18 protein-coding genes are annotated in these 19,397 nt (G+C 64.3%); 8 read left to right on the top strand and 10 right to left on the bottom strand.

Going from position 1 to position 19,397, the window contains the following annotated elements:
* Positions 1-22 precede the first annotated feature (22 nt).
* From NKJ72_RS27110 to NKJ72_RS27130, 5 genes are all read left to right on the top strand, one after another.
* Positions 23-781, top strand: a complete 759-nt coding sequence (locus NKJ72_RS27110) for a nucleotidyltransferase family protein (protein WP_352480195.1) — start codon at positions 23-25, stop codon at positions 779-781.
* Entirely contained in the window at positions 778-3,915 is a 3,138-nt protein-coding gene (addB, locus tag NKJ72_RS27115; RefSeq protein ID WP_352480196.1) for a double-strand break repair protein AddB, read from the top strand. Before NKJ72_RS27110 ends, addB begins: the two co-directional genes overlap by 4 nt.
* Positions 3,912-7,424, top strand: coding sequence for a double-strand break repair helicase AddA (gene addA / locus NKJ72_RS27120; protein ID WP_352480197.1), 3,513 nt, complete (start codon positions 3,912-3,914; stop codon positions 7,422-7,424). The genes addB and addA overlap by 4 nt, the downstream gene beginning before the upstream one ends.
* A gap of 73 nt (positions 7,425-7,497) precedes the next feature.
* Complete coding sequence (gene trxA / locus NKJ72_RS27125; protein WP_023677558.1) at positions 7,498-7,821, top strand: thioredoxin; 324 nt, start codon at positions 7,498-7,500, stop codon at positions 7,819-7,821.
* Between the two features lie 132 nt (positions 7,822-7,953).
* On the top strand, positions 7,954-8,235 hold the full coding sequence (locus tag NKJ72_RS27130; protein WP_254815949.1) for a cupin domain-containing protein: 282 nt from the start codon (positions 7,954-7,956) through the stop codon (positions 8,233-8,235).
* Positions 8,236-8,283: 48 nt separating this feature from the next.
* On the opposite strand, the gene NKJ72_RS27135 is transcribed toward NKJ72_RS27130, so the two are convergent.
* The 6 genes from NKJ72_RS27135 to NKJ72_RS27160 form a co-directional block, all read right to left on the bottom strand.
* Complete coding sequence (locus NKJ72_RS27135; protein ID WP_352480198.1) at positions 8,284-8,703, bottom strand: VOC family protein; 420 nt, start codon at positions 8,701-8,703, stop codon at positions 8,284-8,286.
* Between the two features lie 62 nt (positions 8,704-8,765).
* Positions 8,766-10,091 carry a bifunctional folylpolyglutamate synthase/dihydrofolate synthase gene (locus tag NKJ72_RS27140; protein ID WP_352480199.1) on the bottom strand — a complete coding sequence of 442 codons (1,326 nt, stop codon included), beginning with the start codon at positions 10,089-10,091 and terminating at the stop codon, positions 8,766-8,768.
* Between the two features lie 157 nt (positions 10,092-10,248).
* Positions 10,249-11,175 (bottom strand): acetyl-CoA carboxylase, carboxyltransferase subunit beta, encoded by a 927-nt coding sequence (gene accD, locus NKJ72_RS27145; RefSeq protein WP_352480200.1) that lies wholly within the window; start codon positions 11,173-11,175, stop codon positions 10,249-10,251.
* Between the two features lie 37 nt (positions 11,176-11,212).
* Positions 11,213-12,052, bottom strand: coding sequence for a tryptophan synthase subunit alpha (trpA, locus tag NKJ72_RS27150; RefSeq protein ID WP_352480201.1), 840 nt, complete (start codon positions 12,050-12,052; stop codon positions 11,213-11,215).
* 2 nt (positions 12,053-12,054) lie between these two features.
* Complete coding sequence (gene trpB, locus NKJ72_RS27155; protein ID WP_254815954.1) at positions 12,055-13,305, bottom strand: tryptophan synthase subunit beta; 1,251 nt, start codon at positions 13,303-13,305, stop codon at positions 12,055-12,057.
* A 33-nt stretch (positions 13,306-13,338) separates the two neighbouring features.
* Positions 13,339-13,998 carry a phosphoribosylanthranilate isomerase gene (locus tag NKJ72_RS27160; RefSeq protein ID WP_254816377.1) on the bottom strand — a complete coding sequence of 220 codons (660 nt, stop codon included), beginning with the start codon at positions 13,996-13,998 and terminating at the stop codon, positions 13,339-13,341.
* Between the two features lie 175 nt (positions 13,999-14,173).
* Here NKJ72_RS27160 and NKJ72_RS27165 point away from each other — a divergent pair, with 175 nt between their 5' ends.
* Positions 14,174-14,392: a hypothetical protein gene (locus NKJ72_RS27165; RefSeq protein ID WP_352480202.1), complete on the top strand. Its 219-nt coding sequence runs from the start codon at positions 14,174-14,176 to the stop codon at positions 14,390-14,392.
* Between the two features lie 8 nt (positions 14,393-14,400).
* Here NKJ72_RS27165 and NKJ72_RS27170 read toward each other — a convergent pair whose 3' ends face one another.
* From NKJ72_RS27170 to NKJ72_RS27185, 4 genes are all read right to left on the bottom strand, one after another.
* Positions 14,401-15,159, bottom strand: coding sequence for a M48 family metallopeptidase (locus NKJ72_RS27170; RefSeq protein ID WP_352480203.1), 759 nt, complete (start codon positions 15,157-15,159; stop codon positions 14,401-14,403).
* 97 nt (positions 15,160-15,256) lie between these two features.
* Positions 15,257-15,733: a DUF2852 domain-containing protein gene (locus tag NKJ72_RS27175; RefSeq protein ID WP_352480204.1), complete on the bottom strand. Its 477-nt coding sequence runs from the start codon at positions 15,731-15,733 to the stop codon at positions 15,257-15,259.
* Positions 15,734-15,849: 116 nt separating this feature from the next.
* Positions 15,850-16,992, bottom strand: coding sequence for a benzoate/H(+) symporter BenE family transporter (locus NKJ72_RS27180; protein ID WP_352480205.1), 1,143 nt, complete (start codon positions 16,990-16,992; stop codon positions 15,850-15,852).
* Between the two features lie 4 nt (positions 16,993-16,996).
* Positions 16,997-17,764, bottom strand: a complete 768-nt coding sequence (locus NKJ72_RS27185; RefSeq protein WP_352480206.1) for an alpha/beta hydrolase — start codon at positions 17,762-17,764, stop codon at positions 16,997-16,999.
* A 214-nt stretch (positions 17,765-17,978) separates the two neighbouring features.
* On the opposite strand from NKJ72_RS27185, the gene infC reads away from it, so the two are divergent.
* Both infC and NKJ72_RS27195 read left to right on the top strand, forming a co-directional pair.
* Positions 17,979-18,515, top strand: a complete 537-nt coding sequence (infC, locus tag NKJ72_RS27190) for a translation initiation factor IF-3 (protein WP_023677573.1) — start codon at positions 17,979-17,981, stop codon at positions 18,513-18,515.
* Positions 18,516-18,717: 202 nt separating this feature from the next.
* Entirely contained in the window at positions 18,718-19,359 is a 642-nt protein-coding gene (locus NKJ72_RS27195) for a methyltransferase family protein (RefSeq protein ID WP_352480207.1), read from the top strand.
* Positions 19,360-19,397: the final 38 nt, after the last annotated feature.

Genomic DNA, 19,397 nt, shown 5'->3' on the forward strand with positions numbered 1-19,397 from the left:
GGCGGTGTCGGACGAGGGACCGATGCCAACGACCGCCATGGTGCTCGCCGCCGGGCTCGGCAAGCGCATGCGGCCGATCACCGACACCATGCCGAAGCCGCTGGTCAAGATCGCCGGCAAGACATTGCTCGACTGGGGGCTGGATTGCCTGGCCGAAGCCGGCGTCGCCAAGGCCGTCGTCAACGTCCACTACCTGCCGAAACAGATCGTGGACCATGTAGCCCGCCGCAATGCGCCGAGAATCGTCATTTCGGATGAGAGCAGCGGCTTGCTCGACTCTGCCGGCGGCATCGTCAAGGCATTGCCCTGGTTAGGGGCGCCCTTCTATGTGCTTAACGCGGACACCTTCTGGATAGACAGCGGCTTTTCCAATCTCAGGCGTCTTGCCCTTGCATGGGAGGGCGCGACAAGGGACATTCTGCTGATGCTTGCGGATCTCCAGTCGGCAACCGGACATAGCGGCGGCACCGATTTCCTGATGGCGCCGGATGGCGCCTTGCGGCGTGCGAACAACGATCCGGCCGGCCTGATCTATGCCGGCGCCGCAATCGTCCATCCGCGCATCTTCAAGAATGCGCCGGCCGGCCCGCTGTCGCTCAACGCCTATTTCGATGCGGCAATCGCCGCCGGCCGCCTGTTCGGCATGAAGATGCAGGGTCACTGGATCACTGTCGGCACACCTGACGCGATCCCGCGGGCGGAAGCAGCGGTCGCCGCCGCGCTTGCCGGCACGCCCAATGCTGTTGCTGAGGCACCCGGCGCTCTTACCGAGTCGAAATGAGCGGCTCCCGCCGCGTTTTCTCGATTCCGCCCGGAGCGCCGTTCCTGCCGACGCTGGCCGAGGCGCTGCTTGCAGGGCGCCTGGTTCCCGGCTTTGCCTATGATGGCGATCCGCTGATGCTGGCCGATCTCACCATCTATGTGCCGACGCGCCGTGCGGCGCGGGCGCTTCGCGGCGAATTCGTCGATGCTCTCTCGCGCTCGGGAAGCCGCTCGGCGATCCTGCCGGTCATCCGCCCGCTTGGCGAATTCGACGAAGATGAAGCGGCCTTCGAGGCAGGAGCTTCGGCCGCCATCGACCTTGCGCCGCCGATCGCCGCGGTCGAGCGCCTGCTGCTGCTGGCGCCGCTGGTGCGAGCGTGGAAACGCCGCCTGCCGGCACATGTCGCCGCATTGTTCGACGAGGAGATCGTCATCCCGGCCTCCGCCGCCGACGCCCTCTGGCTGGCGCGCGACCTGGCGCGGCTGATGGATGGGATCGAGACCGAGGGCACGGATTGGGCGAGGCTCGCCGACCTTGTGACCGGCAATCTCGCAGGCTGGTGGCAGGTGACGCTCGATTTCCTGAGCATCGTGACCGAGAACTGGCCCAAGCTGCTCGAGGAACGCCATCGCTCCAATCCCGCCGCGCATCGCAATGCCCTGATAAGGCTGGAGGCGGCGCGGCTCAGGCGCAATCCGCCGGCCGGGCCGGTGATCGCCGCCGGCTCCACAGGATCGATCCCAGCCACGGCCGAGCTGCTTGCCGTGATCGCCGGTCTGCCCAATGGCGCCGTTGTGCTGCCCGGGCTCGACCGGACACTGGACGAGCCGTCCTTTGCCGCCATCAGTGCGCTCGGTGCGCGCCCGGCCCTGCTTGGCCACCCGCAATACGGCCTGGCAAAGTTGATCGGCAAGATCGGCGTGCCGCACGCCGACGTCGAGGACCTTGCTGTTGCGCCGCGGCCGCTTGCATTGCGCGCCGCACTCGTCGGCGAAGCGCTTCGCCCGGCGGAGACTACCGAGCTCTGGGCCGAGACGCGCGCCCGCTTTACCGCCGGTGATATTGCCGAGGCCTTCGCTGACGTGACGCTTCTCGAAGCCGCCAGCGAACGCGATGAAGCCGTGGCGATCGCCGTCGCGCTCAAACAGGCCGTCGACCGGCCCGGCCAGCGCGCCGCGCTGGTCACCGGCGATCGCGCGCTGGCGCGGCGCGTCTCGGTCGAGCTGTTGCGCTTCGGCGTCGCCGCCGACGATTCCGGGGGCACGCCGCTCATCAACACGCCAGCCGCCAGCCTGCTCAGGCTGGCGCTTCAGGCAGCCTTCCGCCCGGGCGACCCGGTCGCCTTACTGTCGCTGCTCAAGCATCCCCTGCTAGGCCTCGGCCAGGAGCGGGCAAGCGTGCGCCATGCGGCCGAAATCGTCGAACTCGTGGCGCTGCGCGGTGGCACCGGGCGTCCGGACGTCGCGTCGCTGCCGCAGCTCTTCGACACCCGGCTCCTCGAATTCGACGGCGGCGGCAATCGCCGCCCGCCTTTCTGGCGATCGCGCCTCTCGGTCAGGCGCATCGAACAGGCGCGCGAGCTGCTGATCCGGCTAACGGCTGCGCTGGCGCCGCTGGTAGCTTTTCGCGGCCAGGAGAATGCCGATCTTGTCACGCTTGTGCGTGCCAGCGTCGTTGCGCTCGAAAGCCTCGGACGCGCCGCCGACGGCAGCCTGAGCGAACTCTATGCCGGCGATGCCGGCGAAAAGCTTGCCGAGCTCTTGCGCGGGCTGGTCGCGGCCTCGGTGTCGTTCTCCTTCGCGGCTGACGAATGGCCTGACGTGATGGAGGCGCTGATCGCGCCCGAGATGGTCAAGCCGGCGCAAGGCACCGACAGGAACATCGCCATCTGGGGTGTGCTGGAAGCGCGGCTTCAGGATGTCGATACGCTGGTCGTCGGCGGGCTCAACGAAGGCGTGTGGCCGCGCAAGCCGGAGAGCGACCGCTTCATGTCGCGGCTGATGAAGACCGGCATCGATCTTGAACCGCCGGAGCGGCGCATCGGCCTTGCCGCCCATGATTTCCAGATGGCCATGGGCGCCAAGAAATTGGTGCTGGCCCGCTCCGCCCGTTCTGGCGACGCACCGTCGGTGCCCTCGCGCTGGCTGCAGCGTATCCTTACCTTCGTCGGCGAGGACCATGCTACGGCACTTCGCCGGCGCGGCGATGAACTGCTTGCCTGGGCGCGTGTGCTCGATGCCGGCGAAAAGCAGGACTTTGCGCCGCGGCCGCAGCCGAAACCGCCGCTCACCGTACGGCCGCACCACTTCTCGGTCACCGAGATCGAAACGCTGCGTCGCGATCCCTATGCGGTCTATGCCAGGAGGATACTCGGCCTGATGCCGCTCGATCCGGTCATTCGCGATCCGGGCGCCGCCGAGCGTGGCACGCTGTTTCACGCAATTCTGCACCTCTTCTCAGCGAGGGTGGCCGACCCGCGCGCGCCGGAGGCGCTGGACGGGCTCATCGCCGCAGGCCGCTCCTGCTTTGCCGAGGCTGCGCTGCCCGCCGATGTCGAGGCGGTGTGGTGGCCACGCTTCGAAAAGCTTGCCGCCGGCATCATCGAATGGGAGCGCGGCCGGGCCGCAGCCGTGGCACGGCGGCACGCCGAGGAACGCGCCGAAAAGACCGGGGTCGGCCGATCCGGTGTAACTCTGTCCGGCTATGCCGATCGCATCGATCTGCTGGCTGGCGGAATGGCCGACATCCTCGACTACAAGACCGGCTCGTCGCCATCCAAGGCACAGGCGCACACGCTGCTCGCGCCGCAACTGGCGCTGGAGGGCGCGCTGCTCAGGCGCGGCGCTTTCAAGGAGCTTGGCGCATGCGAGCCGTCGCAACTGGCCTTCGTGCGGCTGAGGCCGAATGGCGAAGTGTTCGAGGAATCCATCCTCGAATACAACCGCAAGCCGCGAACCGCCGCCGATCTCGCCGAAGAAGCGTGGGCGCGGCTGGAAAAACTGCTGATCCACTACGCCGACCCGGCGACCGGCTATCTGTCGCGGGCGCTGCCGTTCCGCGAGGGCGAGACCGACGGCGACTATGACCATCTCGCCCGCGTGCTCGAATGGTCGGCCGGCGGCGACGCCGACGACGAGGGGGGGGAGGCATGAAAAAGGCCTACCCCATTCCAAGCGACACTGCCGCGAGCCAGGCAAGCGCGTCCGACCCGCGCAATTCCGCCTGGGTGTCGGCCAACGCCGGATCCGGCAAGACCCATGTACTCGCCCAGCGCGTCATCCGGCTTTTGCTGCGTGGCACCGATCCGTCCAAGATCCTGTGCCTGACCTATACGCGTGCCGCAGCCGCCAACATGTCGAACCGTGTGTTTTCGACCCTGTCGCAATGGACGACCTTGGGCGATGCCGAGCTCTCGAAACGGATAGAGGCGCTGGACGGCCGCCAGCCCGGCCGCGAAACCATGCGCCGGGCGCGGCGGTTGTTTGCGGAGGCGCTGGAGACACCGGGCGGGCTGAAGATCCAGACCATCCACGCCTTCTGCGAATCGGTGCTGCATCAGTTCCCGCTGGAAGCCAATATCCCGGCACATTTCGAAATGCTCGATCCGCAAATGGAGGCTTCGCTGTTCGCCGCCGCCCGCCGCGACATGATTTCGGGCGGCGTTGCAGGCGATACGGCATTGGCCGAGGCCTTCGCCACCGTGCTGGAGCGCGGCGGCGAACATGGGCTCGACGCACTGCTGGCCGAGATCGTGCGCAAGCGCGATGGTTTGCGTGCGTTCATCGCCGCGGCCGGCGGCGAGGGTTTTCAGGCGCTGTTCGACGAGTTTCAGTTCCGCGCCGGCCAGACGGCCGAAGGCATAGCCGCCTCCGTCTGGCCGCTGCCCGGCTTCCTGCCGGATTATCTCGTCACCTTTTCACGGGCGGCCGAGGCCGCCGATGCGCGCGTGGTGCTGAACAATATGCTGCCATACGCCCGTCTCGCCTTCGCCGAGGAGCATCCGGTACGTCGCCTGAATTTGCTCTCCAAGGCTTTCCTGAGGGCCGACGGCGAGCCTTACGATCCGGCAAAGACGTTTAAAAGGGCATTGCTTGACCGGTTGCCCGATCTTGCCGAACGATATCTGGCGGCGGTCGAAGCCATTCTCGAAATGTCCGACCGGCTGGCCTTGTTCAGGATGCTGGAGGGCACCCGTGCGGCGCTGACCATCGCCGACTGGCTGATCGCCCGCTACGAGCAATTGAAGCGCGCCCGCGGCTTCCTCGACTTCAACGACCTGATCACCCGCACGGTCCATCTACTGGCGCGGCCCGACGCCGGCCCATGGGTGCAATACAAGCTCGACCAGGGCATCGACCACATCCTCCTCGACGAGGCGCAGGACACCAGTCCCGACCAGTGGGAGGTGGTCAAGCGGCTGGCGGAGGAGTTCTTTGCCGGACTCGGCGCACGCGACGCCGTCCACCGCACCATCTTTGCGGTCGGCGACGAAAAGCAGTCGATCTATTCCTTCCAGGGAGCCGCCCCGGACTCCTTTGCCGACAGCCGGCTTTTGTTTGCCGGCAAAGTCAGATCCGCCGCCGCCGCCTTCGCCGATCTCAAGCTGACCTGGTCGTTTCGCTCGACCGACGACGTGCTTGCGGCGGTGGATCGTGTCTTTGCCGACCCGAACGTGCGGCGCGGCATCAGCCACGATCCCGATCCGCTCGACCACAAGGCGATCCGCAACGATGCGCCGGGCTATGTCGAGGTCTGGCCCTCGCTCGGCGCCGACACCGTCGACGAACCGGACGACTGGACGCAAGCGGTGGATCACGCCCACGCACCGGCGGTGCGCGTTGCCGAAAACGTTGCAGCGACCGTTGCCGGCTGGATCGGCGGCGGCGAGGTCATCGAAGGGCGTGGCAAGAAACTCCGGCCCGGCGACGTGCTGGTGTTGGTGCGCAAGCGCGACCGCTTCGTCCATGCCCTGACACGGGCGTTGAAGCGCCGCGACATCCCCGTGGCCGGCGCCGACCGGCTCAGCCTGCCTAGCCATATCGCGGTGAAGGACCTGATCGCACTCGGTCATTTCCTCATCCAGCCCGAGGACGATCTGTCGCTGGCCGCCGTGCTGCGCAGCCCGGTCTTCGATGTCTCGGAAGAGCAGCTTTTCGCGCTTGCTGCGGGGAGGCCGTCGGGCGTCTCGCTGATCGCCTCGCTGCGCCGGCATGCCGGCGAAAGCGAGGCGTTGGCCGCCGTCGTCAGCCGGCTCGACACATGGTCGAACGAGGCCGCATTCAAGCCGGTGTTCGAATTCTATGCTGCAGCTCTCGCCCGCGACGGCCTGCGCAAGAAGATGATCGCGCGGCTCGGGCCGGAGGCCGGCGACATCCTCGACGAATTCCTGAATTTTTGCCTGGCCGAGGAGCGGACCGGCCTGCCGGGACTGGAATCGTTCCTGTCGACGTTGGAAAACGCCGGCCCCGAGATCAAGCGCGAAATGGACCAGACCCGCGACGAGGTTCGCGTCATGACCGTGCATGCCGCCAAAGGCTTGGAGGCGCCGGTGGTATTCCTTGTCGATGGCGGCTCCGCGCCGTTCAGCGACCAGCATCTGCCGAGATTGATGCCGTTCGAAGGCTCGGGCGACTGCTGGGAGGGCAAGGGTTATCTCTGGCGTTCAGCCAGCGATGTCGCCAATGGATTTTCACGCGCCGCATCGGCCCGCGCCCGAGAGCTCGCCGACGATGAATATCGCCGGCTGCTCTATGTCGGCATGACCCGCGCCGAGGATCGGCTGATCGTCTGCGGCTACCATGGCAAACGGGCGCCGAATACCGGCACCTGGCATTCGATCGTCAGCCGCGCACTGGTCGGTGCCACGGAGAGCGAAGAACGCCGGCATCCCGCCACGGGCGAAACCGTGCATCGTTTCCAGGTAACGAAACTGACGCCCATGCCACTGGCGTCCGTGGATGAGGCACGACAGGCTGAACGCTTTGCGCCATTGCCGGAAACCCTGTTCCAGCCTCTGCCGCCCTTCGAGGAATTGCCGCGGCCGCTCTCGCCGTCCGGCGCCTCGGTGCTGATCGACGAGGCGCGGCAAGCGGTGGCCGACACGCGTTCGCCGGTGCTGGATGCCGACGCCGAGCCCGGCTTTGCCGTCGTGCGCGGGCTGGCGCTGCACAAATTGCTGCAGATGCTGCCCGGCATCGCCGAGGGCGAACGCCAGGATGCCGCCGAACGCTATCTGGCAAGAGTCGGCGCGGCATGGCCCGACCACGAGCGCGACAAGGCCTTGGCTGGCGTTTTCAGAATTCTTGCCGACAGCCGCTTTGCGCCGCTATTTGCGCCGAACTCGCGCGCCGAAGTCGCCATCATGGGCAGCCTGGGAGTGAGGGGCAAACTGCGCTCGATTTCCGGCAAGATCGACCGGCTGGCAGTAACGCCGGACAAGGTTTCGATCGTCGACTACAAGACCAATCGGCCAGCGCCGGCTACGCTCGTCGAAGTGCCGCAAGCCTATGTATTGCAGCTCGCACTCTATCGCGCGCTGCTTCAGCCGCTCTATCCGGGACGCGAGGTCTCGGCGGCGCTGCTGTTCACCGAGGCGCCGCGGCTGATCGAGCTGCCGGCAGCGGCCATGGACGACGCGCTTGCTAGACTCACGGGAGCGTGACACAACACTTGCTTGAAGACGGACGCGATCACCACCACATTTGGTGCGACGAACAAATCGAAAGGATCTCAGCATGGCCACCGTCAAGGTCGACAAGAGCAATTTCCAGGCCGACGTGCTCAACGCCAAGGAGCCGGTCGTGGTCGATTTCTGGGCGGAATGGTGCGGCCCGTGCAAGATGATCGCCCCGGCGCTCGAGGACATCGCCATCGAACTCGGCAGCAAGATAAAGATCGCCAAGCTCAACATAGACGAGAATCCTGAGCTGGCCGCGCAGTTCGGCGTGCGCTCGATCCCGACGCTGATGATCTTCAAGGGCGGCGAAGTCGCCGACATGAAGGTCGGTGCTGCGCCGAAAACGGCATTGTCGCATTGGATCAACGGCAGCCTCGCCTGATCCGATCAGAATTTTGCAGAAAAGCCCGGCCTCGCGCCGGGCTTTCTTTTGCTGGCGTCATTGGTGGGGCGCTCTGGCACTCGCGGCTTGCCGCCCGGTATTCTTCTCTTCTGAATACAAAGGAGAAGCGATATGACCGGATCCGCCAAGGCCACCGTCTTCATCGACAATGAGCGCGTCATCGTCACCGAATACCGCTTCGCTCCCGGCGACAACACCGGCTGGCACCGCCACGGCCACGACTATGTGATCGTGCCGCTGACCGACGGCAAGGTGAAGCTCCTGACCAAGGATGGGGAATCCTTTGCCGAAATGAAGAAGGGCTCGCCGTATTTCCGCAATGAGGGCGTCGAACATGACGTCATCAGCGCAAACGATGGCGAATTCGCCTTCATCGAGGTCGAACTGAAGTAGTCCACCAACCACCGGCTGCGCCGCTACAATTGTCCGGCGCGGCGCTATTCACCAATCCGCGATACGATCGCCGCCGAGGAATTGTGCGCTTTTCTCAGTGTATTCGAACAGTTCGATCTTCACGCCGTTGGGGTCGCGGATCCAAGCCTGGTAGGTGTCATCGCACGCGCGTTTCTTGGAAGTGACATCAACCCCCTTTGACCCCAGATGGGCGATCGCGGCGTCGATGTTTTCCACTTCGAGGCAGAAGTGGTTGATCTGGTTCAAGTCGCTATAGCTTGCGCCGTCTTTCTGGAACACCTCGACGTGGCTACGGCTGCCGCAATTTAGGTAGAAGCCGAAAGTCTTCCCGTCGCGCAGGAAATTGAACTGAGTGTCCATGCCGAGGACGTCCCGATAGAAGCTTCGCGTCATCTCCAGGTCATTCGCGAAAATGCAAACGTGAGCGAGCTGCTTTACCTTGATCATGACTGGCTCCTCGCGGTGATCTGACAGGTATGGCGTCATCGCTGCCCGGGCGAACGCACGCCTCAGGTTGGCGGCGTGCCGTTTTCGGCCAGCACCGCGCCGGCCAGGTAAAGCGATCCGCCGATCAGGATGCGTGGCGGCGGTCCGTCCCATGTATCGCGCAGCAGCATCAGTGCGTTTGCAACGGAACTAACCGGTTCGGCCGACAAGCCTGCCTCAATGGCGCGCGTCGCCAGTTCGTCGTTCGGCACGCCGGCGTCGCTCATGCTCACCGGCACGGTGTAGACGTGCCGCACCAGCCCTTTGAAGGCCCGGAAATAGCCGCTCTGGTCCTTGGTGTTGATCATGCCCGAGATCAGGAACAGCGGCCGCGGGTTCTTTTCCTCCTGCTCGGCCAGCGCCTCAGCGACGACCACGCCGGCGCCGGGATTATGGCCGCCGTCGAGCCAGATGTCGGCGCCCTTCGGCGCCAGTTCGCTCAGCCGGCCTTGCGGCAGCTTCTGCATGCGGCCCGGCCAGGCGACATTCGCCATCGCCTTCTCGGCAGCGCGGTGGCCGATCTCGAAGCCGGCCGCCTTGACTGCCGCGATCGCCGCCGCCGCATTGGCGAATTGATGGCGCCCCGGCAGGCGCGGCGGCGGCAGGTCCATCAATCCATCTTCGTCCTGATAGACCATGCGGCCGTTTTCCTCAAAGGCAAGGAAATCCTGGCCATAGACGAAGGCGGGGCAGTCGAGCCGTTCGGCGGTTTCGATGAGCACCTGCTGGGCCGTCTCGCTCTCCTGCGCGCCGATGACGACCGGGCACCCGCGCTTGATGATGCCGGCCTTTTCGGCGGCGATCAGCTCGACGCGGTCGCCGAGATAGGCTTCGTGGTCGAGCGAGACCGGCATGATCACCGACACGGCCGGCTCGGCGATGACATTGGTGGCGTCGAAGCGGCCGCCAAGGCCGACCTCGAGGATGACAGCATCGGCCGGATGTTCAGAAAACAGCAGGAAGGTGACGGCGGTGAGGATTTCGAAGACGGTGATCTTCTGGCCTTGATTGGCCTCGGCGACCCGGGCGATGGCTTCGGCGAAGACCTTGTCGTCAACCAGCCTGCCGCCGCCATCTGCGGCCAGCCGGTAGCGCTCGTGCCAGTTCACTAAGTGTGGCGAGGTGTGGACGTGGACGCGGTAGTCGGCTGCTTCGAGCAGCGCCCGTGAAAAGGCGGCACAGGAGCCCTTGCCGTTGGTGCCGGCGATGTGGATGACCGGCGGCAGCTGGTCCTGCGGATTGCCGAGGCGTTCGAGCAGCCGCGAAATGCGGTCGAGCGAAAGGTCGAAGCCCTTCGGGTGAAGCGCCATCAGGCTTTCGATTTCGCGGTCGGCGGCAAGCGTGGTCATGGCGAATCCTAGAGCATTTTGCAGCCAAATGGAATCATTTGGCGTCCGCATAAATGCGGCAAAACAGATAGTTAGAGCGGGTTACCGGTTCCAGGAGAACCGGAACCGCTCTAGGCGCGTCACGGATGGCGCGCAATCGCAGTTCGTGGCGAATGCGTCAGGCGTGCGGCCGGGCTTCGGCCGGAATTACCGACGGGGGCAGGATCTCCGGCTCCTGCGGTTTTTGCTCCTCCGGCAGCTTGAGCAGCATTCTCAGCAGCCGCGCAATCGTCTGGCGCATCTCCAGCCGTGACACCACCATGTCGACCATGCCGTGTTCCATCAGATATTCGGCGCGCTGGAAGCCTTCGGGCAGTTTTTCCCTGATCGTCTGCTCGATGACACGCGGTCCGGCAAAGCCGATCAGCGCGCCTGGCTCGGCAATATGCACGTCACCCAGCATGGCGTAGGAGGCGGTGACGCCGCCGGTCGTCGGGTTGGTCAGGACGACGATGTAGGGCAGGCCGGCCTCCTTCAGCCTGTCGACGCCGACCGTGGTCCGCGGCAACTGCATCAGCGACAGGATGCCTTCCTGCATACGGGCGCCGCCGGAGGCCGCAAACAGGATCAGCGGCCGCTTGCGCTGCAAGGCGACCTCGAAACCATGCACGATGGCGTCACCTGCCGCCATGCCGAGCGAGCCGCCCATGAAGGCAAAATCCTGCACCGTCACCACCACCGGCACGCCTTCGACCGTGCCCAGCGCATTGATGATGGCGTCTTCCATGCCGGTCTTGGCTTTGGCATCCTTCAGCCGGTCTGCGTAGCGCTTCTCGTCGCGGAACTTGAGCGGATCCTGAACGACCTTGGGGTTCTCGAGCGTCTCGTATTTGCCGTCGTCGAGGAAGAATTTCAGCCGTTCCTTAGCCGATATCTTCATATGGTGGCCGGAGGACGGGATAACGAACTGGTTCTGCTCCAGATCCTTATGGAACACCATTTCGCCGGTCTCGGGATCCTTGATCCACAAGTTTTCTGGCATGTCGGTGCGGCGGCCGAGCATCGAATTGATCTTCGGACGGACGTAATTGGTGATCCAGTTCATCGCTTCGGCTCCTGTCCCTTAAGAAGACGTAGGAAGATTATTCGGCGGCAGCAAGGCGAGCCGCGCGAACCCCTTGCGAAAGCCCGCTGACCAGCGTGGCGACGGCCTCGGCCGGATCGGCGGTCTTTTCGCCCTTCGGCCCGAGCACGTTGGCGACGGCATTGACAATCGCGGTGCCGACAACGACGCCGTCGGCCGACGCGCCGATGATGCGCGCCTGCTCTGCTGTCTTGACGCCGAAGCCGACGCAGACCGGCAGGTCGGTATGGCTCTTGATGCGCTTGACAGCTGCCGCCACCTTGCCGGTGTCGGCCAGCGCCGAACCGGTGATACCGGTCATCGACACATAATAGACGAAGCCGGAGGTGTTCTGCAGCACCTTGGGCAGGCGCTTGTCGTCGGTGGTCGGCGTCGCCAGCCGGATGAAATTGATGCCGGCCTTGAGTGCCGGGATACAAAGTTCCTCATCCATCTCCGGCGGCAGGTCGACGACGATCAGCCCGTCTATGCCGCTGGCCAGCGCGTCGCTCAGGAAGCGCTCGACGCCGTAGATGTAGATCGGATTGTAATAGCCCATCAAGACGATCGGCGTTTCACTGTCGCCGGCGCGGAATTCCGAGGCCATCTTCAGTGTCTTGACCAGTGTCTGGCCGCCCTTCAGCGCCCGCAAGCCGGCCGCCTGGATCGCGGGGCCGTCGGCCATCGGATCGGAAAACGGCATGCCGAGCTCGATGATGTCGCTGCCGGCGCCGGGCAGCGCCTTCATGATCGAGAGCGACGTGTCGTAGTCAGGGTCGCCGCCCATGAAATAGGTTACGAGTGCCGGTCGGCCCTCGGCCTTCAGCTTTGCCATGCGGCGGTCGATACGGGTGGCCATGATCAGATCTCCATGCCCAGCATATTGGCCACCGTATGCACGTCTTTGTCGCCGCGGCCGGACAGGTTGACGATGACGATCTGGTCCTTGTCCATGTCAGGCACGATCTTCACCGCCTGTGCGATGGCATGGGCCGATTCAAGCGCAGGAATGATGCCCTCGACGCGTGTCGTCAACTGGAACGCCTCCAGCGCCTCGCTGTCGAGGATCGGCACGTAGTCGACGCGGCCGGAATCGCGCAGCCATGAGTGCTCCGGCCCGACGCCGGGATAGTCGAGGCCGGCCGAGATCGAGTGGCCGTCCATGATCTGGCCGTCGGCGTTCTGCAGGAGGTAGGTACGGTTGCCATGCAGCACGCCGGGCGCGCCGGCACTCATCGAGGCGCAATGCTCGATGCCGTCGAGGCCGCGGCCTCCGGCTTCCACGCCGATGATGCGCACCCCACTGTCGTCGAGGAAGGGATGGAACAGGCCGATAGCGTTGGAACCGCCGCCGACACAAGCGATGATGGTGTCCGGCAGCCGGCCTTCCTGCTCGAGGATCTGGGCGCGCGCCTCGGTGCCGATCACCGACTGGAAGTCGCGCACCAACTCCGGATAGGGGTGCGGGCCGGCGGCGGTGCCGATCAGATAATAGGTATCCTCGACGTTGGTCACCCAGTCGCGCAGGGCCTCGTTCATGGCGTCCTTCAGCGTGCCGTGGCCGGCCGTCACCGGCCGCACCTCGGCGCCCAGAAGCTTCATGCGAAAGACGTTGGGGCTTTGCCGGGCGACATCGGTCGCGCCCATATAGACGATACAAGGAAGCCCGAAGCGCGCCGCGACCGTGGCGGAAGCGACGCCATGCTGGCCGGCACCGGTCTCTGCGATGATCCTCGTCTTGCCCATGCGCTTGGCGAGCAGGATCTGGCCGAGGCAGTTGTTGATCTTGTGCGAGCCGGTGTGGTTCAGGTCCTCGCGCTTGAAATAGACCTTTGCGCCGCCCCCGAGGCCCTTTGCCAAGGAGACCTCACGAAGATGCCTGGTCAGGCCTTCGGCGAAATAGAGCTTCGACGGCCGCCCGGCGTAATGCGTCGAGAGATCGGTCAGTTCGGCCTTGAAATCCGGGTCGTTCTTGACCTCGTTCCAGTGCCGCTCCAGCTCGAGGATCAGCGGCATCAGCGTTTCGGCAACGAAACGACCGCCAAAAATGCCGAACATGCCCTGCTCATCGGGGCCGGTGCGGAAGGAATTCGGTATCGCCGGCTTGTCCATCGCCGATCTCCTGGTCTGAGGTTTGAAGCGTGGTCAGGCGGCGCGGTTGTCGCGTGCTGCCCCGACGGCGCGGAAAAATTGTTCGATCAGCGCCGGTTCCTTGACGCCCGGCGCGCTCTCCACGCCCGAAGAAACATCTATTCCGGGCGGGTTCGCCAGCCGAAAGGCGTCGCCGATATTGCCGGCATTGAGCCCACCGGAAAGCATGTAATCAACGCCGGCGTCAAGGCCAGCCAGAATGCGCCAGTCGAAGGCAAGACCGTTGCCGCCCGGCAATTCCGAACCCCTAGGCGGCTTGGCATCGAACAGGAAGCGGTCCGCAATGCCGATGAAGGGTTTGACCCGCGCGAGATCGGCAGCCTCGCCGACCGGCAGCGCCTTCATCACCGGCAAGCGGTAGCGGGCCTTCACCTCGGCCACCCGCTCGGGGGGCTCGGCGCCGTGAAGTTGCAGCATGTCGGGCTGCATCTTTTCAACGATCTCATCCAGGAACGCATCGCTGGCGTCGACCGTCACCGCAACCGCCTTGGCCTTGCCGCGCGCCGCTTCGCGCAGGCGGCCGGCTTCCGCCGGCTCGACATAGCGCGGGCTTTTGGCAAAGAAAATGAAGCCCACATGGCTGGCGCCGCCGGCCAATGCCGCGGCCAGTGCCTTGTCGGTCTTCAACCCGCATATCTTGATGTCGAGCGCCATGGCGCGGGATTGGCACGAAACGGCCAAAGAGTCGAGAAAAAGCATCCTGTTTGCCGCCAGCGCGGAACGCGCTACCTTGCTAATGTAGCTAATGTAAGAGCGGAACGCGCCACCTTGCTAATATAAGACCGCAACGCGCTACTTGCTCAGGCACAAAGGCGGGAGAACAAAGATCATGCCGGAAAAGACCGTCGCGGAACTCAGGCAAAAGCTGGCACAGGCCCATGAGGTCATCGCTCATTTGATGGACAAGGCAGCCTTCAACGGTGCGGAAGCGCACCGGGCGCTGGCTTATTTCAGCAACGATGGCTTCGAGCGGGATTTCCTGCCGTGGCCGCGCCATGTCGATGAGGGATTGCGGCCGGAGGAGTTGAACGCGGCGAATGACGATTGATCGGACAACTACTCGAACGCGATCGCCTGCAGCGCGCCGCCATTGCGCTTGAGCCAATCCTTGCAGCGTTCGGTATCCGGGCAAAGCTGCTCGCATAACTTCCAGAATTTAGGCCCGTGGTTCATCTCCTTGAGATGCGCCACCTCATGCGCGACGAGGTAGTTTATCACTGGCCGCGGCGCCATCATGATGCGCCAGGAAAACGACAGATTGCCGTCCGACGTGCACGACCCCCAGCGGCTCGACGTATCCTTGAAGCGGATCGCCTTGGCGCGCTTGCCGACCGCCGCGCTGTGCTTGGTCACCAGCGCTTCGATCTCGCGCTTGGCTTCGCGCTTGAGGAAATCGGCGATGCGGCGCGGCAGATGCACGCGTTCGCCATGCACGATCATCAGCGGCCCGCGCTCGTCGCGCGACAGCGTGACGGTGCCGCGTTTCGACGGTTCATGGACGATGCGATGCGGCACGCCGCGCACCGGTATCTTGATGCCGGGCCGCACCTGCGGCCGGTTGGGCACTTTGGCTAGCCTTTGCTCCAGCCAGTCCTGATGGCGGTCGAGGAATTTTTCCACCTCGCCGCGCCGCAGCCCCGGCGGCACGGTGATGCGCAAGCCGCGGCCGCCGGAATCGATGCGCAGTGTAAGGCGGCGGGCACGGTCGTTCTCGACGATCTTGAGCGGCAGCGTGCGGCCGGCAACGCAATGCTCGCGCTCCACGACGGGCGTGGGTTTGGGTTTCGTCGGGGTGCGAAAGAAGCCGAAGGACATTCCGGGACGATACGTGATTCGAGGGAAACGACTAGAACAAAAAAGAAACGGCGCCGCTGACGCGACGCCGTTGGATTATCTATCTGCGCACGGGACCTTACTCGTCGAGCAGGCCTGGCGTGGACTTGCCGCTGGATTTGTTGTTCGTCGCCGACCCGGTCGTGGGGGACGTCGACTTGTTGCGATTGGCCATGAAGCGATCGAACTCTTCCTGATCCTTGGCGCGGCGCAACTCGCGGGCATATTCGTCGAACTCGCTCAGCATCTCGTCGAGCTTGCGGCGTTCCTCGGCAAGCCGCTCGAGTTCCTTTTCGCGCCAGTCGTCGAAAGCGACGTTGCCGGTGCGGGCGGAGCCATGACCCCAGCGCGCGGCCTTGTCGGAACCGCGGCGGCAACCGGCGAAGATGCCGTCGGTGGCGCGGTTGACGTCGCGCTTGAAGCCCTCGAGCCGGTCGCCCCAGATGATGTAGGCGAGCATGGCCAAGCCGAGCGGCCAGAACACCATGAACCCGATCACCATCAACGCGATGGTCGCCGGCGTCCAGGCCGGACGGATCAATGCAGATGTGTTCATTTCTCCCAATCCTTCAGTTGGAGACAGCCAAATCCGGCTGCGTTGAATCGAAATGGGATGGAGAAAACGGCGATTCAAGACAGTGATCGCCAAAACCGGACAAGCGGCTGAAATGATTATCGCTTTTTGAGATTTTCGAGGAAAAGCACGACCAATCCGGCAATCAGCCCCCAGAACGCCGCGCCGACGCCGAACAGCGTCAGCCCCGATGCGGTGACGGCGAAGGTGACGGTGGCGGCCATCCGCTCGTCCTCATCTTTCAAGGCGATCGACAGTGCATTGGCGAGCGGCGCCATCAGCGCCAGGCCGGCGACCAGCGCAATCAGGCTCTGCGGCAATACGGCGAAGATCGCCACCAGCGAGGCGCCGAACAGGGCAAAGACGAGATAGGCCAACGCATAGAACGGCCCGGTCTTCCAGCGCTCGGCCGGATCGGGATGCACGTCGGGCCCGGTGCAGATCGCCGCCGAGATTGCCGCCAGATTGGTGGTCGAGGCGCCGAACGGCGCCGTCAGCAGCGAAAACAGGCCGGTGACGCCGATCAGCGGCCCGGGTTCGGGATGATAGCCGGCTGCCCTCAGCACGGCGAGGCCGGACAGGTTCTGCGAGGCCATGGTGACGAGGTAGAGCGGCAAGGCGAGGCCGATGATTGCAGTGGCGGTGAACTGCGGCATCACCAGCGTCAAGCTTGAGAGTTCCGGTGCCGGCAGACCGCCGACCCGGCCGGTGAGGAAGGCGGCGAGACCGCCGCCGATCAGCACCAGCAGCACCGACAGCGCCGGGTTGAACAGGCGAATGACGAAGAATGCCGCAACCAGCGGCAGGATCAGCCAGGGGTCGACGGGAACGGTCTTGACCGCATTGATGGCGAAGGTGACGACGATGCCGGCCAGCATTCCGGATGCGACCGACGCCGGTATTCTGGCGATCAGCTTGGTCAAGGGCCCGAACAGGCCTGTGGCGATCAGCAGGACCGCGGTGACGACGAAGGCGCCAACCGCCTCACCCATCGAAAAGCCGGTCGACGCGGCGATCAGCGCCACGCCTGGCGTCGACCATGCGGTGATGACCGGCATTTTTGTGCGCCAGGACAGCCACAGGCTCTCGATCGCCATCGCCAGGCAAAGCGCCGTCACCCAGCTTGCGGTCTCGACCTGCGTTGCGCCGACCGCCTTGGCGGCGGCAATGACGATGGCCAGCGTACCGCCGAAGCCGACGATCGCCGCGACGAAGGCGGACACCGGAATGGAAATGCGCATGCCTCTATCCCGCCTGCCGCACCATAGCGTCCACCGTCCGCACCAGCATGTCGAGATCCTGTGGCCGCGACAGGCGGTGGTCGCCGTCCGGGATGAGCGACAGCGTGACGTCGTCGGCCGGCAGCAGGCTGACCAGCTTCAACGCATGGCTCGACGGCACGTCGGGATCGGCCAGGCCTTGCAGGATGTGGACCGGACAGTGCGTGTCGATCGGCCCGGTCATCACCCGGTTGTTGCGGCCGTCCTCGATCAGTGCGCGCGTGTAGATGTACGGTTCGGCGGAATAGTCCGACGGCTCTTCGAAAAAGCCCTTTTTCCTGAGGTCGCGCTTCTGCGCACCGGTCAGCACCGGCTCCACCAGTTCGAACGTGAAATCGGGCGCCGGCGCCAGCAGCACAAGGCCGGCGACGCTGTTCTCGCCCGCCTTGCGCAACTCCTGCACCATGCGCAGCGCGATCCAGGCGCCCATCGACGAACCGACCAGGATTTGCCTGCCCTGGGTGAAACGGCGGAAAACCGCCAGGCTCTCGCCCAGCCATTTCGAGATGGTGCCGTCGGCAAAGGCACCACTCGATTCGCCGTGGCCGGAATAATCGTGGCGCAGGAAGGCGCGGCCTTCTTTGCGCGTCCATTCCGACAAGGTTTCGGCCTTGGTGCCCAGCATGTCGGATTTGTAGCCGCCAAGCCACACGATGCCGGGCTCGGCACCTGCCGCATGCCTGACGGCGATGCTCGTCCCGTCGACGTCCAGGAAGATCGGGGTGGTGCTCATGGTATATTCCCTCACGCCGGTCTTTTGGCACAAGCGGGGGTTCAACGAAAAGTGCTCTGCTACTTTCTTCGCTTGGTGCAGAGGAGCATTCATCGGGCAGGTGATTTCCTGAGAATGCTGTGCTATTGACTCCGACCGCGCGCTCACCACATTGCGCGTTCGCAATTCTGAACTGAAGAACCCCTTAACGAAACGGCTCAAGGAGACCACGACCATTCGCAGACCTTTCAAAGCAGCGGCGCCCACCAAGGAAGGCCCGCGCTCCAACCGTGACATCCGGGTTCCCCGGGTCCAGCTAATCGACGCCGAAGGCCAGAACCGCGGCGATGTCTCCATCAACGACGCATTGCTGCTCGCCGAAGAGGCTGGGCTCGACCTGGTCGAGATATCGCCCAATGCAGTGCCGCCCGTCGTAAAGATCCTTGATCTCGGCAAGCTGAAATACGCCAACCAGAAGAAGGCGGCCGAGGCGCGCAAGAACCAGAAGGTCATCGAGATCAAGGAGATCAAGATGCGACCGAACATCGACAGCCACGACTACGAGACCAAGATGAAGGCTGTCCGGCGCTTTTTCGAGGAAGGCGACAAGGTCAAGCTGACATTGCGCTTCCGCGGTCGCGAGATGGCGCATATGGAACTCGGCATGCAGCTTCTGAACAAGGTTCGCGAGGAAGTGGCGCCCATCGCCAAGGTCGAAGCCGAACCGAAGCTCGAAGGCCGCCAGATGATGATGGTGCTGGCGCCCCGCTAAAGCGCGTTGCGCTTTGGTTCTGTTTTGTGCATGTCGTTGTCGCAAAACCGCTGCGCACTTTTGGGCGACGTGCATAAAATCCGCCTGAATCATGTTGCAAGGCGTCCCGGCGATCGGCGGGGCGCCTGTTTTCTTGGCCAGACGCTGCGATCGCCGGCGAGAACAAAGACGCTCTGGTTCCCTCGACGATCGGATTCCCGACATGGTCAATGACGTCAAGCATTCGGAAGCCAAATATGGGCTGGGCAGCTACCAGCACACGCGCAGGGTGGTGCTTGCCGTCGTCGTCGTCGTCCTGTTCGCGATGCTTTTGTTCGGGCAGTCGGTTTTTCCGCCCGATACGCCTGTGCATGAAACGATCGAAATGGTTGGCGTCGTGCTGATCTTTCTCGGCATCGTCGGACGCTTGTGGTCGACGCTCTATATCGGCGGTCGCAAATCCTCCGAAGTGGTGACCGGCGGCCCCTATTCGATCACCCGCAACCCGCTCTATGTCTTCTCTACTTTAGCTGCCGCCGGTGTCGGCGCACAGATCGGCTCGATCACCGCCACGATCGGCTTTGCAGCGCTCTGCGCTGGTGCCTTTTACATCGTTATCCTGCGCGAGGAGAAATTCCTCAAGGAGGTTCTCGGCGCGCCATACCAGGCCTACCTGGCGAAAGTGCCGCGCTTTTTTCCGAAGCTGTCGCTGTACCAGGAAGGCGACACCGGCGGCTTCAAGCCGCGCCTGTTGCGAACCACGCTGCTGGACGGTCTGGTCTTCCTGGTTGCCTTGCCGGCTTTCGAACTGATCGACGGCGCCCAGCAGTCCGGCATATTGCCGGTGCTGTTCCGTCTCCCCTGAGTGCAGTGTTGCTGAGTACAGTGTTGCTCGGTACGGGG

This window comes from Mesorhizobium sp. M0045 (assembly GCF_040323385.1).
In the GTDB taxonomy this organism is placed as follows: domain Bacteria; phylum Pseudomonadota; class Alphaproteobacteria; order Rhizobiales; family Rhizobiaceae; genus Mesorhizobium.

Excerpts from the sequence above, each read along its gene's own strand:
- NKJ72_RS27110 (WP_352480195.1), top strand. The coding sequence starts at position 23 with ATGCCAACGACCGCCATGGTGCTCGCCGCCGGGCTCGGCAAGCGCATG.
- addB (WP_352480196.1), top strand. The coding sequence starts at position 778 with ATGAGCGGCTCCCGCCGCGTTTTCTCGATTCCGCCCGGAGCGCCGTTC.
- addA (WP_352480197.1), top strand. The coding sequence starts at position 3,912 with ATGAAAAAGGCCTACCCCATTCCAAGCGACACTGCCGCGAGCCAGGCA.
- trxA (WP_023677558.1), top strand. The coding sequence starts at position 7,498 with ATGGCCACCGTCAAGGTCGACAAGAGCAATTTCCAGGCCGACGTGCTC.
- NKJ72_RS27130 (WP_254815949.1), top strand. The coding sequence starts at position 7,954 with ATGACCGGATCCGCCAAGGCCACCGTCTTCATCGACAATGAGCGCGTC.
- NKJ72_RS27135 (WP_352480198.1), bottom strand. The coding sequence starts at position 8,703 with ATGATCAAGGTAAAGCAGCTCGCTCACGTTTGCATTTTCGCGAATGAC.
- NKJ72_RS27140 (WP_352480199.1), bottom strand. The coding sequence starts at position 10,091 with ATGACCACGCTTGCCGCCGACCGCGAAATCGAAAGCCTGATGGCGCTT.
- accD (WP_352480200.1), bottom strand. The coding sequence starts at position 11,175 with ATGAACTGGATCACCAATTACGTCCGTCCGAAGATCAATTCGATGCTC.
- trpA (WP_352480201.1), bottom strand. The coding sequence starts at position 12,052 with ATGGCCACCCGTATCGACCGCCGCATGGCAAAGCTGAAGGCCGAGGGC.
- trpB (WP_254815954.1), bottom strand. The coding sequence starts at position 13,305 with ATGGACAAGCCGGCGATACCGAATTCCTTCCGCACCGGCCCCGATGAG.
- NKJ72_RS27160 (WP_254816377.1), bottom strand. The coding sequence starts at position 13,998 with ATGGCGCTCGACATCAAGATATGCGGGTTGAAGACCGACAAGGCACTG.
- NKJ72_RS27165 (WP_352480202.1), top strand. The coding sequence starts at position 14,174 with ATGCCGGAAAAGACCGTCGCGGAACTCAGGCAAAAGCTGGCACAGGCC.
- NKJ72_RS27170 (WP_352480203.1), bottom strand. The coding sequence starts at position 15,159 with ATGTCCTTCGGCTTCTTTCGCACCCCGACGAAACCCAAACCCACGCCC.
- NKJ72_RS27175 (WP_352480204.1), bottom strand. The coding sequence starts at position 15,733 with ATGAACACATCTGCATTGATCCGTCCGGCCTGGACGCCGGCGACCATC.
- NKJ72_RS27180 (WP_352480205.1), bottom strand. The coding sequence starts at position 16,992 with ATGCGCATTTCCATTCCGGTGTCCGCCTTCGTCGCGGCGATCGTCGGC.
- NKJ72_RS27185 (WP_352480206.1), bottom strand. The coding sequence starts at position 17,764 with ATGAGCACCACCCCGATCTTCCTGGACGTCGACGGGACGAGCATCGCC.
- NKJ72_RS27195 (WP_352480207.1), top strand. The coding sequence starts at position 18,718 with ATGGTCAATGACGTCAAGCATTCGGAAGCCAAATATGGGCTGGGCAGC.